9 protein-coding genes are annotated in these 13,028 nt (G+C 39.1%); 3 read left to right on the top strand and 6 right to left on the bottom strand.

The genetic code is table 11. The annotated features are described in order from the left end of the window. The first annotated feature begins 17 nt into the window (after positions 1 to 17). The gene (locus C4S54_RS15505) at positions 18 to 893 is read left to right on the top strand and encodes a phosphoribosylaminoimidazolesuccinocarboxamide synthase (protein WP_103870292.1); all 876 of its coding nucleotides are present in this window, start codon (positions 18 to 20) and stop codon (positions 891 to 893) included. A 61-nt stretch (positions 894 to 954) separates the two neighbouring features. On the opposite strand, the gene C4S54_RS15500 is transcribed toward C4S54_RS15505, so the two are convergent. The 6 genes from C4S54_RS15500 to C4S54_RS15475 all read right to left on the bottom strand — a co-directional run bounded on the left by C4S54_RS15500 (position 955) and on the right by C4S54_RS15475 (position 10,414). Beyond that, positions 955 to 2,685: a hypothetical protein gene (locus C4S54_RS15500; RefSeq protein ID WP_103870291.1), complete on the bottom strand. Its 1,731-nt coding sequence runs from the start codon at positions 2,683 to 2,685 to the stop codon at positions 955 to 957. A 79-nt stretch (positions 2,686 to 2,764) separates the two neighbouring features. Next, the gene (locus C4S54_RS15495) at positions 2,765 to 4,795 is read right to left on the bottom strand and encodes a methyl-accepting chemotaxis protein (protein WP_103870290.1); all 2,031 of its coding nucleotides are present in this window, start codon (positions 4,793 to 4,795) and stop codon (positions 2,765 to 2,767) included. A 188-nt stretch (positions 4,796 to 4,983) separates the two neighbouring features. After that, positions 4,984 to 6,990, bottom strand: coding sequence for a methyl-accepting chemotaxis protein (locus C4S54_RS15490; RefSeq protein ID WP_103870289.1), 2,007 nt, complete (start codon positions 6,988 to 6,990; stop codon positions 4,984 to 4,986). A gap of 309 nt (positions 6,991 to 7,299) precedes the next feature. Then, positions 7,300 to 7,902: a bifunctional phosphoserine phosphatase/homoserine phosphotransferase ThrH gene (gene thrH, locus C4S54_RS15485; protein ID WP_022775030.1), complete on the bottom strand. Its 603-nt coding sequence runs from the start codon at positions 7,900 to 7,902 to the stop codon at positions 7,300 to 7,302. Positions 7,903 to 7,920: 18 nt separating this feature from the next. Then, a complete protein-coding gene (locus C4S54_RS15480; RefSeq protein ID WP_074885988.1) occupies positions 7,921 to 9,300 on the bottom strand; it encodes a TrpB-like pyridoxal phosphate-dependent enzyme in 1,380 nt (459 codons plus the stop codon). Positions 9,301 to 9,415: 115 nt separating this feature from the next. Continuing rightward, positions 9,416 to 10,414 (bottom strand): radical SAM/SPASM domain-containing protein, encoded by a 999-nt coding sequence (locus C4S54_RS15475; protein ID WP_103870288.1) that lies wholly within the window; start codon positions 10,412 to 10,414, stop codon positions 9,416 to 9,418. A gap of 123 nt (positions 10,415 to 10,537) precedes the next feature. On the opposite strand from C4S54_RS15475, the gene C4S54_RS15470 reads away from it, so the two are divergent. Both C4S54_RS15470 and C4S54_RS15465 read left to right on the top strand, forming a co-directional pair. Then, the gene (locus tag C4S54_RS15470; protein ID WP_103870287.1) at positions 10,538 to 11,470 is read left to right on the top strand and encodes a UbiA prenyltransferase family protein; all 933 of its coding nucleotides are present in this window, start codon (positions 10,538 to 10,540) and stop codon (positions 11,468 to 11,470) included. Positions 11,471 to 11,633: 163 nt separating this feature from the next. After that, positions 11,634 to 12,986 (top strand): glycosyltransferase family 39 protein, encoded by a 1,353-nt coding sequence (locus C4S54_RS15465; RefSeq protein WP_160110786.1) that lies wholly within the window; start codon positions 11,634 to 11,636, stop codon positions 12,984 to 12,986. Positions 12,987 to 13,028: the final 42 nt, after the last annotated feature.

Below are 13,028 nucleotides of genomic sequence, written 5' to 3'. Positions count from 1 at the left end.
TAAGGAGGAGCTTTATTATGCAGCAGTTTACCCCAGTAAAAGAAGGAAAAGTACGTGAGATCTACGATATAGGTGAAAACCTGATCATGGTAGCAACTGACAGGATTTCAGCTTTCGATGTTATCTTAAAGAACAAGGTAGTTAAAAAGGGTACAGTTCTTACTCAGATGTCCAGATTTTGGTTCGATTACACTAAGGATATTGTAAAGAACCACATGATCAGTGTTGACAATGCTGATATGCCTGAATTCTTCAGTGCTCCAGAATTTAAAGGAAACAGCATGCTTTGCAAAAAGCTCACTATGATCCCTGTTGAATGTATTGTACGTGGTTATATCACAGGTAGTGGCTGGGTATCATACAAGGAAAACGGAACTGTTTGTGGAATCAAACTTCCGGAAGGATTAAAGGAATGCGGCAAGCTTCCTGAACCAATCTACACACCAAGCACAAAGGCTGAGATTGGTGATCACGACGAGAACATCGATTTTGAGAGAAGTATTGAAGTGCTCGAAAAAGCATTCCCTGGACGCGGCAGAGAATACGCTACAAAGATCAGAGATTACACAATAGCTCTTTACAAAAAATGCGCTGACTACGCTCTCACTCGCGGCATCATTATCGCTGATACAAAGTTTGAGTTCGGTGTAGATGAAAACGGTGAAGTAGTTCTTGCAGATGAAATGCTCACTCCTGACAGCTCAAGATTCTGGCCTGTAGAAGGCTATGAAGAAGGTCATGATCAGCCTTCATTTGATAAGCAGTTCGTTCGTAACTACTTAAAGGCTAATCCTGATTGCGATTACAATCTTCCTTCTGACGTAATCGACAAGACAATTGCAAAGTATCTTGAAGCTTACAAACTCCTTACAGGCAAAGACCTCGAGGCATAAAAAGTATTTGCAGATAGTAGAAATCCCACAGGTTCTAACGAACCTGTGGGATTTTTTATTGTTAATCTTCAACCATCACAAACTGTCCAAATACTGAAACATAATCTCTGTCATTACTATCTGTAAACGTCAATACCCCCGGATAATCATAATTATCTTTTGATAGTCTTTTGCATTTTTTTGATATTACCTCCTGCTCCCCATCTTTAGAAAGAGCGGTCAATGTATTATCTCCATACATATAGAGCTTTTGTGTATCGCTATCCCAGTACATTTTTCTGATATCCATATTTTCATCTTTATCTGAGATTGCTGTGATTTCTCCATTTTCATCAATACTGCAAAGAACGGCCTTTCCTGACTCAAAGTAATAACACCAGACAATTGATGCATCATCATTTATTTCCACTTCGTCTATGTTCACATCACCTAAAAGCTTTTTTCTCTCCAGCTTTCCTGAATCGTCCCGCTCATACCTTATAAGTTCTTTATCATCTTCAACAATATAGATATCCTTATCCGTACGCCTTGCATGAAATGCCACATAATTATAATTATGTCCAAGCTTGGTAAGTGTATAGTCGTCATTAATGAGGTAAACATTGCCATCACCATCATGAATTAAACCGCCTGCAAAAGTATCGGTATCATATACGATTCCGTCATAGCCTTCAGCATCTGAGCTTTCTTTATAAACATCCATCGCAATCTTATAAAAGTAAGCACAATCAATAGCCTTGGGTTCATCCATTCCGGACTTATAGTAATAATTTATTTCACCGTTTTTATATATCGTTTCTGTACAGTCTCTGTTAAATAAAAAGTACCCAGAACGTTTAGGAGTTAGCTCTATCTCTTTTCCGTCATGCCAGACATACTCTTTAGCATTGAAGTCTTCATCATAAACTTCGTAAAAAACTGTAGAACCATCATCAGATATTGCCCTTACGCCGTCCACATCCGAGCAGATAAGCTCCGCTTCCATATCGATTCCTGCTATATAAAGATACTTGCATGAATAATCATCCGAATATTTCATATATGCAGCTTTTGTTCCATTCGGTGACAAAGCGATAGAATGATATGCATCCTCATCTATTACATACGTTTTACCGGATTTGATATTCACAAGGCTAAGTTCATAATTGTAATCAACCCTGGAAAAAACATACATATATTCCCCGTTATAAGAAATTCCTGCCCAAAGCGCATCTGATTTAACAGGAACAGTTTGAAGATCTGTGCTAACATACAGGGCATTTTCTCTTCCATCTACAAATGCACCGGCTGAGTGATCTTTATTATATGAAAACCTGTAATAAGTCTCATCTTCAGCATACATTCCCTCTAAGCTATCCCCTGCATCATTGTATATGACGCCCTCAACCTCCAGAATTTTGGTTGGGGTCTCCTTATAAACAGCCGTATCTGCTGATGATAAAGATGATCCGCTTTCCGGCTCCGGCTTGTCTTTTGTATTTTCTCCTATAATGCTAAGTACCACCATGATTGCAGTAAGAATACCCATGGTCAGATAAAGCGCTTTTCCTGTTAGCTTGCCCTTTTCCCTTACATTCTTTTTATGATTTACCCTGTCTTCTGCTGCCTTATTGTCCGTATCAGTAAATATCTTAGGCGTTTCCTTTTTGGCAGCTTTAGCAGTTTCTTTTACCGGTTCATCTATCTGAACATCTACATTTTCATAATCAATCTCTTCTAAAACAGGAGCCCCGCAAACACTGCAGTGCCCATCTATAGGCGTGATCTCGCTCCCACAACAACTACATTTCATAAAAAAATGCTCCATCCTCTCGTATAAAAAATACATCTAATTATACAAGTGTTTGGAGCATTTTAACATCCCTTGTTTATTATTTAAAGAATTCCATGTCGGCACTTAGCTTATCAGCAATTTCCTTAAGAGATCCTGCCGATGCAGAAAGCGTTGTAACTGTAGCTGAAAGTTCCTGCATAGATGCACCTGTTTCCTCTGAAGATGCTGCATTCTCTTCTGAAATAGCTGAAAGAGAGCTCATAGCATCTGAAACAACATTCTTGGCACTTACACAGGTTCCGGCATCTTTTTCAATGCTCTTAGCACTTTCAACTGTAGATGAAATATCATCAATCATAGCGTTTACGCTCTGAACTGTAGCTCCTAAAACTTCCTGTTGCTCGTCATTGCCCTTCTGAACTTCAGACGCCATTCCAACTGCAGCCTGTGATTCTTCCAAAAGAATATCCATCTCTTTTCTGATATCATCGGCCATCTGCCTTGAGTCTTCAGCAAGCTTACCAATTTCTTCTGCAACTACTGCAAAGCCCTTTCCTGCCTCTCCGGCTCTTGCAGCCTCGATAGAAGCATTAAGTGAAAGAAGATTTGTCTGGGTTGCAATTGATGCGATTCCTTCAACCTTTTCGTTGATATTTTCAACAGCCTTACTTGTTGCTCCGATCTTTTCAGAAATCTGAATGATGTTATCACTCATATTCCTGCTGCTTTCCTGAAGATCAGCAAGAGACTGAGCAGACTCTGTACTTACTTCCTGCATTCTGTTTGCTATGCCTGAAAGCTCATCAGTACTTGTCTGAACATTACCTGTAGCAACGTCAATATCGCCAACACTCTCTGTAACACTTTGAATCTCATCAGCCTGCTGTGTTGCGCCTGATGCAATTTCCTGAACTGCATTGGATACGTCATCTGCAGTCTGTGAAATCTGGCTTGCAGCATCAGCAAGTTCAACTGAAGATTCATGCACAGAAAGCGCAGAATCTTTGATGTTTTTGACAATTCCACTAAGTACATCCAAAACAGAATTTGTATTGGTTATCATATCTCCAAATTCATCTTTTCTTCCCTGGAACTGCTCAATCGGAACAAATTCACCTTCTGAAAGATGATGAAGAGCCTTATTAACTTCATTAAGAGGTCCTGTAAAGGAATTAGCCATTTTAAAGGAAGCAATGATAGCTACAACTACCATGATAACGCCTATGAGAACAGTAAAATAAGCGCTTTTCTTGGCAGAGGCAAGAGTTGCATTGTAATTTGATGATACAACAACTATCCATCCTGTCGATGGTTCCTGCCTGTAAGATACAATCTGCTTGTCATTGCCCTTACCAGTCTCATATGTACCAGCCGAATTTGACTGAGCAAGCTTAAAGAAATCTCTGTCACTTCTGTTATCTTCAGCGTCATCCGCATTTATCTCATAGTCAGAATGAGCGATTACTATTCCGTTTCTGTCAGTAATAAATGCTCTCTGATTAGATGTTATATTATCTTTTAGAAGGGTATGAAGGTCAGACAGGTCATAACTTCTCTGAACAACGCCTATCGGAGTTGTATAATCATGATCAAATACCGGAACTGCGGGAACAATGATCCTTGCTCCAGTAGCTTTTGAAACCATGATCTCAGAAATATAGGAGTTTCCGCCAATTGCCTCCTGGAAATACTCTCTCTCGGCAACATTTGAGAGTTTGGCACCGTCATCCCTGGCAAGCTGCTGACCAGTACTGTCAGATACTACTATGGCATTTCCATCATTATAGATCAGATTGGCTTTTGTTAAAAATGCCACCATAGAATCATCATCTCTTGCTTCGGCATTTTTGACATAGTCAATAGTAAAAGGACTGTATGCAACAGCTTCAATAGTTCTTATCTGTTGCTGAATCTGCGCTAAAAAAGCCTCTTCCACAATCTGAGATTGCTTTGAGTTAATATACTCAGCATCTTCAAGTCCCTTACTCATTGAACTGGTATAGCTAACAATAATGGATATAATGAGCGGTACTGCAACAAGCAGAGACATAGTCATGATAAGACTTGTCTTAACGCTATCTTTCCAGTTCTTTTTTGGTACTCCGGATGTTTCTTCTTTCTTTGCCATAAAGGACCTCCATTAAAAAAAGCAAACACAATTATCACTATAACGTAAATCAATTATACATCTATCCATGATAAATAATAGTATTTGAGTCTATTATTTATAATTATTTAATGAATAAAAAACGCCCACGCATCAGTGATGCGCGGGCGTATATCAATTCAAAAAACATATGATTTTTGTATAATAATTCATGCTTTAAAGAACTGCATTTCTTCATTAAGCTTATCAGCAATATCTTTTAGATTATTTGCTGATCCGGCAAGAGTTGTAACTGTAGCAGAAAGTTCCTGCATGGAAGCTCCTGTTTCCTCTGATGAAGCTGCATTCTCTTCTGAAATAGCTGAAAGAGCACTCATTGTGTCTACAACCGCATTCTTGGAGCTATCACATGTCTCTGCGCCCTCAGAAATAAGCTGTACGCCACCAACTGTACTTCCAATATCTTTAAGCATTCCATTAACGGCATCCAAGGTCTCGCCAAGAGCAATCTGCTGGTCATTGTTGCCCTGTCTTACATCTTCTGCCGCTCCAACAGCCGCCTGTGCCTGTTCAAGAAGAATATCCATTTCTTTTCTGATATCGTCAGCCATTGCCTTAGAATCCTCAGCAAGTTTGCCAATCTCTTCTGCAACAACCGCAAATCCTTTTCCTGCTTCTCCTGCCCTTGCAGCTTCGATAGAAGCATTAAGTGAAAGAAGGTTAGTCTGTGTTGCGATAGATGTGATGCCCTCTACCTTTTCGCTGATATTATTAACAGCCTGCTGTGTTGACTGAATAGTTCTCGAAATCTCATCAATCTTTTCAGTCATTTCATTAGAAGAATTCTGAAGGTCAGCCAGAGACTTACTTGAAATCTCAGATGCCTCTTTCATCTTTCCTGCAAGGTCTGAAAGATCATCAGTTGATCTCTGAACATCGCCAACTGCTTCGCCAATCCTTCCAACATTTTCAGAGGCACTCTGAATCTCATCAGCCTGCTGAGTAGCCCCGGATGCAATTTCCTGTACTGCATTAGATACATCTTCTGCAGTCTGGGAAATCTGATTAGCCATGTCTGACAGTTCTGTAGAAGATGCTCCTACATTCTCAGCAGATGCCTTGATATTAGACACTATTTCATCAAGCTTTGTGATAACAACATTGGTTGCTTTTGATATTGCTCCAAACTCGTCTTTTCTGAGGTCGAATTTCTCAACCTTCACAAAACGTCCATCTGACAATGCTTCCAAAGATTTATCTACTGCCTGAACCGGATCAGTAAAGCTCTTTGCCATCATGAAGGATATAACAATTGCAACAGCTAAAAGGATAATGCCGACAATAATAACAATCATGGCTGCTTGCCGTGCCGAAGACATGATTTCATCTGCGCTCTTTGCTGTAACAACTACAAAGCCTGAAAGAGGCTCTTTATAATAGGACATGTAATTTGTTCCAAAAGCTGAAGCTGACTTATAATATCCTGAATCAGCGCCTGAGGTATAGAACTCAGAGGTTGAAACATCAACTTCATCGTGAACTCCCTCAGCAATCTCATACTGCGAATGAGCTGCAACCATACCATCTCTATCTACTACAAAAGCATTTTCAGCCTGTGCAGCGAGAATATCGTGCAAATTGGAAAGATCATAATTTCTATGAACGATTCCGATAACTGTATCGCCATCTTTTACAGGAACCGCAAAGGTTATCATTCTGTCTCCGGTAGTTTTACTAACCAGGATATTAGAAATATAAACCTGACCAGATACTGCTGCCTTAAAATACTCTCGCTCTGCAACACTGACAAAATCACCTGTTCCTCTGGCAATCTGCATACCTGTAGCATCTGTAACGGAAGTATTCTGTCCATCATTAAGAACAGCATCACAGTTCTGGAGATAAAGCTGAACTGCGTCATACGGAATGCCTGCCCCACCTTTGACATACTCGATAACTGTAGGGTTTCCTGCAACAGACTTGACCATGTTCAGATTTGCATTGATTGCTTCCACAAGTGTGCTCTCAACATACCTTGCCTGCCATTGCTGAGAAGCCTGTGCATCTGACAGCGCCTTATTTGTAGAGGTAATATAACTAACAACTATCGCTACAATAAGTGGAATAGCTGTAACAAGCACCATTATCGCAATGAGCCTTGTCTTAATGCTATCCATAAAACTTACACCTTCAGAACTTTTCTTATTCTTTGCCATGTTCATTCCTCCATGAGAAAATTACCTATTTGCGTACACAAATTCACGCAAAATAATTATACATCCTACCCATGGAAAATATAGACAAATAGCGCATATTTAATAATCTTTTAATGTTTTTCCATTTATTTTATGAACTAAATATTGTTTTTTATTTGACACCCTAAACTTTCTAAAAATCCATCCGATATATAAGACAAAGGAGGAAGTAAAGGCATGAAGAAACTTCCAGAAAACAAATAAAGCACCTTCACTGCGGCAGGATCCCGGTGGAGGTGCTTTTTTTGCATGTAAAGAGGTTTAAATATGTTAGTTTAGGGCGCTTTTGATAGCGGCCAAGAGGTCGTCGTACTCTTCGAAGGCTGGAAGGTTTGGATAGTCGGCTTTGATCTTTTCGGTTGAACGGAAAAGGAAGCCTGCTTTGCTGGCCTGTATCATAGCAAGGTCATTGTAGCTGTCTCCGCTTGCGATTGTCTCATAGCCAATGGATTGAAGGGCTTTAACTGTTGTGAGCTTTGAATTTTCTATTCGCATTTTAAAACCTGTGATCTCACCATTTTCTGCTACTTCGAGAGAGTTGCAGAATATTGTTGGCCATCCAAGTTTCTCCATAAGTGGTGTTGCAAACTGTGTAAAGGTATCACTTATGATAATTACCTGAGTTATGCTTCTAAGCTCATCCAAAAACTTTTTTGCTCCCGGAAGTGGATCAATTTCTTTTATAACGTCCTGAATTTCTTTAAGGCCAAGTCCGTGTTCCTTGAGAATTCCTATTCTCCATTTCATGAGCTTATCATAATCAGGTTCATCCCTTGTTGTGCGCTTAAGCTCTGGTATTCCTGATTTCTCAGCAAAAGCAATCCATATTTCTGGTACAAGTACTCCTTCAAGATCCAAACATACAATATTCATATCTAATGTCCTCATTTATTATAAGTTTATTTTAGGAAGTGTATCAAAGCTCTTCTGAAGCTCAGCATCTGTAGGAATATAATCCATCATAACGCCGTCATTGAACTTCTGATAAGCGACCATATCAAAATAGCCTGTACCTGTAAGGCCAAAGAGAATAGTCTTTTCCTCTCCTGTTTCCTTGCACTTTAATGCCTCATCAATAGCAACTCTTATAGCATGGCTGCTCTCCGGTGCAGGAAGGATTCCCTCTACTCTTGCAAACTGCTGCGCAGCCTGGAATACTGAGGTCTGCTCAACAGATACAGCCTCCATATAGCCATCATGATAGAGCTGTGAAAGAATTGGGCTCATGCCGTGATAGCGAAGTCCTCCTGCATGGTTTGCAGATGGGATAAAGTTTGATCCAAGTGTATACATCTTGGCAAGTGGACATACCATTCCTGTGTCGCAGAAATCATATGCAAATTTACCTCTTGTAAAGCTTGGGCAGCTTGCAGGTTCTACCGCAATGATCCTGTAGTCTTTTTCACCGCGGAGCTTCTCTCCCATAAATGGAGAAATAAGTCCTCCAAGGTTTGATCCGCCACCGGCGCAACCAATGATAATATCTGGAGTCACGCCATATTTTTCAAGGGCAAGTTTAGCCTCAAGTCCTATAACAGTCTGGTGAAGAAGTACCTGGTTAAGCACACTTCCCAAAACATATCTGTAGCCTTCAGTCTTTGTTGCAACCTCTACCGCTTCAGAAATAGCGCAGCCAAGACTTCCGGTTGTTCCTGGATGTTCAGCGTTGATCTTGCGTCCAACCTCTGTATCCATTGATGGTGAAGGAGTTACAGAAGCTCCGTAAGTGCGCATAACCTCACGTCTGAATGGTTTCTGCTCATAAGAAACCTTAACCATATACACTTTACAATCAATTCCAAAGTAAGCTGAAGCCATTGAAAGAGCTGTTCCCCACTGGCCCGCACCTGTCTCTGTGGTCACACCTTTAAGGCCCTGCTTCTTTGCATAATAAGCCTGTACAATTGCGGAATTAAGCTTATGGCTTCCACTTGTGTTGTTACCCTCAAATTTATAATAGATCTTTGCAGGTGTACCAAGGGCTTTTTCAAGGAAATATGCTCTTACAAGCGGAGCAGGTCTGTACATCTTATAAAAATCAAGTACTTCCTCAGGAATATCAATGTAAGGTGTTGTGTCATCCAGCTCCTGCTTAATAAGCTCATCACAGAAAACAGGCCTTAAATCCTCAAATCCCATAGGCTTTAAAGTTGCGGGATTAAGAAGTGGAGCCGGTTTGTTTTTCATATCTGCTCTGACGTTATACCACTGTCTCGGGATTTCATCCTCTGACAGATAAATTTTGTAAGGAATTCTTTTCTCTTCGCTCATAGTAATACTCCCCTCTGTGACTTTGACAATTTAAATTATTAAAGCACATTTTTGCTTTACGTGTCAATAATACAAAAGACACCCTACTATAATAGTAAGGTGCCTTATATAAGCCTTATTCATCTTTTCCGATTTTCATTCTCTCATGACCGCCAAGCTTATTGGCTGCGTCCTGATTGCCGCTAAGAATAGCCTTTACAAGATGCATTCTAAAGCCAGCGTCAATAAAGTCGCAGTGCTTACAGAATGGATAATTCTGTCTTCCTTCTGCAATATCTCTTCTGACTTTCTGAAGAGCTTCACTTCCCCAGGCATCCTTAAGACTGACCTCATTAAGGTCTCCAAAGTTTGTAGTTTCAAAGTTATCACAACAGCAAAGACCGAGTCTTCCGTTTGGCATGATCCACATATCCGTAAATGGTAAAAGACATGTTTCTTTAATGACCTTTTTTGTTTCCTTTTTATTAGGTGCACTTCCGGCCCTGTTAGTAAGAACTTCCTGAAGATATCTCATCTGTATCTGAATATCAAGGTCTTTGAACTCATCAGGATGAGCTGTTACATAGTCATAAACTTCCTGAATGCTTTTGTGAAGCTTCATCTCCATGGAATAATTGTTGATGATAAGCTGATTTATATATGGAGCAACAGCTTTCAATTTATCAACAGTTAAGATAAGTCCGTTTGTTGACATGAAGATAAAAGAATCCGGCAGTTTTTCTCTTGCATACTTATGCCTTTCTACAATCTTGGTATCAAGCCATGGCTCATTATTGCCATAAAGTGTAAGGTGTCCCTTATAGCCCCAGTCTGCAAGCTGATCGATAATACTCTTATAAAGCTCATCGGAAATATGTGCCAGCGGTCTGCACTCAGCGTTAACATTTGCAGTACAGAAAGCGCATGTTGAGTTACATCTGTTTATGGTCTCAATATTTACCACATTTGGCATAGGTATTTCTTTTGAATTCAGGAAGTAATCACAGTATTCTTTCTGTGACTTACTTCTTGTAAAAAACTGCATCTTAAGATATGCATTGCTGGCGAGCATAGGAAACTTCTTCCTTGCTATCCATCCGAATTTTCCCATAAAACTATTTATCTTGATTGGCATAATAAAACTTCCCTTATATATATTTTCATTTTTAAAGTCCGTGTATGATAATAGCATTATCTGGGGCAATATGCTATAATTATTTAGTTAATTTTATAAAAAATGGATTAGTTAGGGGAAAACATGAAAAAGTACATTAAAATTGCACGACTTGATCATTGGATCAAACAGTTTTTTATAATGCCGGGTATCGCTGTTGCTCTGCTTCTTACGGATGTTAAGATCACAGAACTCAGTATTTTAAAACTTCTTCTTGGATTCTTTGGTACCTGCTTTATTGCCAGCGCCAACTACGTTATCAATGAATGGCTTGACGCTCCATATGACAAATATCATCCGGTAAAAAAGAACAGACCTGTAGTGACAGAGAACATGGAACTTAAATGGGTTTTAGTTGAATATGCTATTTTAGCAGTTCTTGGTCTTTTATTATCATTCCTTGTAAACAAGTATTTCCTTATCACTGCTGCAGTTCTTTTGGTAATGGGAATCATATATAACGTGGAGCCTGTCAGAAGTAAGGACATCGTCTATTTCGATGTTATTTCTGAGTCCATAAACAATATGCTTCGTCTTCTCATGGGATGGTTTATAGTTACCTCTGATTCCATTCCACCTTCAAGTATCCTTATCGGATATTGGATGGCAGGTGCATATCTTATGGCCACAAAGAGATTTTCTGAGTACAGAATGATCGGCGATCCTAAGGTAGCAGGCTTATATCGTAAGTCTTTTGTAAAGTACACAGAGAAAAAACTCCTTGCATCATCTATCTTTTATGCGCTTTCATCTACATTTTGCCTTGGAGTTTTCCTTATAAAATACAGAATTGAATATCTTCTTTGTATTCCTTTTATTTTCCTTCTGTTTGCTTATTACTCAGCAATGTCGCTTGATAATGACTCTGCTGCTCAGAAGCCGGAAAAGCTTTACAAAGAGAAAAAGCTTATGCTTTTAGTTCTGCTTATAATCGTTTTATTTATTGTATGCACCTTCTGCACTTTTGACTTCTTAAAGCCACTTACATCAAGTGCCCTTATTAAGCTTGAGGTATAATCAGTACATGAATCTTAAAGAGCTATCAAAAAGACATTATGAAACACTCTGGTGTTTTTTTACAAGTTTATTTATATTAACCTTTACCACCAGATCATCAATCCTTTTTCCCTATAATAACTGGGACGATGTGAACAGTTACTTTACAATGGGAAAAGGACTGATGAATGGGATGGTTATTTATAGGGACCTTTACGATCAGAAAGGTCCTTTTCTTTATTTACTTTACGGAATTGGGTATCTTATCAGCCACAAGAGTTTTTTCGGAATCTATATATTTGAGATAATTGCCGGTACAATATTCCTTGCATTTGCTTTTAAACTCATCAAAAGACATTCTTCAACCTCCGTTGCACTCGTTTTAATACCACTTGTTGCTGCCGGTGTATACTCATCAAGGAGTTTCTACTGGGGCGGAGCTGCCGAGGAATTCTGTCTTCCAATGTTAGCCTATACCATTTATATTATTGATATTTTCATGCATCCAAAAGATGCCAAAGAATACGACCGTATTTCTGATTCCAGAACTTACTTAATTGTGGGAATTCTTACCGGAATCACTGCACTCGTGAAATATACGATGATGGGCTTCTTTTTTGGATTTGCCGTAATTTCAATATGCCTCATAATATATAGAAAGGGATTTGTAGAGGTATTAAGAAAAGCTCTTATCTACATCCTGGGAATCGTAATACCATTCATCCCATGGTTAATATATTTTGCCATAACCGGTGGACTTGATGACTGGTACAGATGCTATATCTACAACAATTTGTTTTTCTACAGCAATATAACAGCAGATTCCATTTCTTTATATGAGAAAATCTACAAGCTGGCAAAGCTTCAGTATTGGCTTATATTAGATAATTTCGAGTACTTTGTATGGATAATTGCCTGCTTTATACTTGCTCTCATCTTTGAGATAAAAGCAGCCAAAAAAATAGCATACCTTTTCATGTATGCTTCAACCTTTTTTGTTATCTTTTATGGCGGAGGTACACTTCCGTATTATTCAATACCACTTATGGTATTTGCACTTCCGGGAGCTGCTTATGTTGCAGATATTTTTCAAAAAGCTTATATCAAGTATAACAAAAGAGTATTATGGTGTAATACTGCTGTCCTTGTCATAGCTTTATCGGCAGTTTTTGCCAAATACAACTGTTTAAGCGCAGATTATTTATTACAGAGCAGACAGGACCACTGGCTTACAAGAATGGCAAGTCATATAGAGGAAGCTCCTGACACAACTCTTTTAAATGTAGGCTGTCTTGATGTTGGCTTATATACCATAACAGGCATTGTTCCGACCTGCGAATACTTCCAGACCAACGGAATTGCCCTTCCTACAATGTTCGAAGAGCAAAGTCGCTACATAAAAGAAGGCCTCACAGAATATGTCATTGCCGGCGAGATGGAGCCTGACGGTATTCATCAAAAATATGAACTTATCGACTCTGTATCCTTCTATGATAATTCCTATGACCAGGTCTACTACCTGTACAAGTTAAAATAAGAATAATAGTGAAGACAGAGTGACGGTTCTTTTGACTTATAA

Source organism: Butyrivibrio sp. Su6 (assembly GCF_900108105.1).
GTDB lineage: Bacteria > Bacillota > Clostridia > Lachnospirales > Lachnospiraceae > Butyrivibrio.
Note: the sequence above shows the minus strand (reverse complement) of the source record. Positions and strands in the feature narration are given on the sequence as shown.

Coding starts and splice junctions, on each gene's coding strand:
- C4S54_RS15505 (WP_103870292.1), top strand. CDS start 18: ATGCAGCAGTTTACCCCAGTAAAAGAAGGAAAAGTACGTGAGATCTAC.
- C4S54_RS15500 (WP_103870291.1), bottom strand. CDS start 2,685: ATGAAATGTAGTTGTTGTGGGAGCGAGATCACGCCTATAGATGGGCAC.
- C4S54_RS15495 (WP_103870290.1), bottom strand. CDS start 4,795: ATGGCAAAGAAAGAAGAAACATCCGGAGTACCAAAAAAGAACTGGAAA.
- C4S54_RS15490 (WP_103870289.1), bottom strand. CDS start 6,990: ATGGCAAAGAATAAGAAAAGTTCTGAAGGTGTAAGTTTTATGGATAGC.
- thrH (WP_022775030.1), bottom strand. CDS start 7,902: ATGAATATTGTATGTTTGGATCTTGAAGGAGTACTTGTACCAGAAATA.
- C4S54_RS15480 (WP_074885988.1), bottom strand. CDS start 9,300: ATGAGCGAAGAGAAAAGAATTCCTTACAAAATTTATCTGTCAGAGGAT.
- C4S54_RS15475 (WP_103870288.1), bottom strand. CDS start 10,414: ATGCCAATCAAGATAAATAGTTTTATGGGAAAATTCGGATGGATAGCA.
- C4S54_RS15470 (WP_103870287.1), top strand. CDS start 10,538: ATGAAAAAGTACATTAAAATTGCACGACTTGATCATTGGATCAAACAG.
- C4S54_RS15465 (WP_160110786.1), top strand. CDS start 11,634: ATGAATGGGATGGTTATTTATAGGGACCTTTACGATCAGAAAGGTCCT.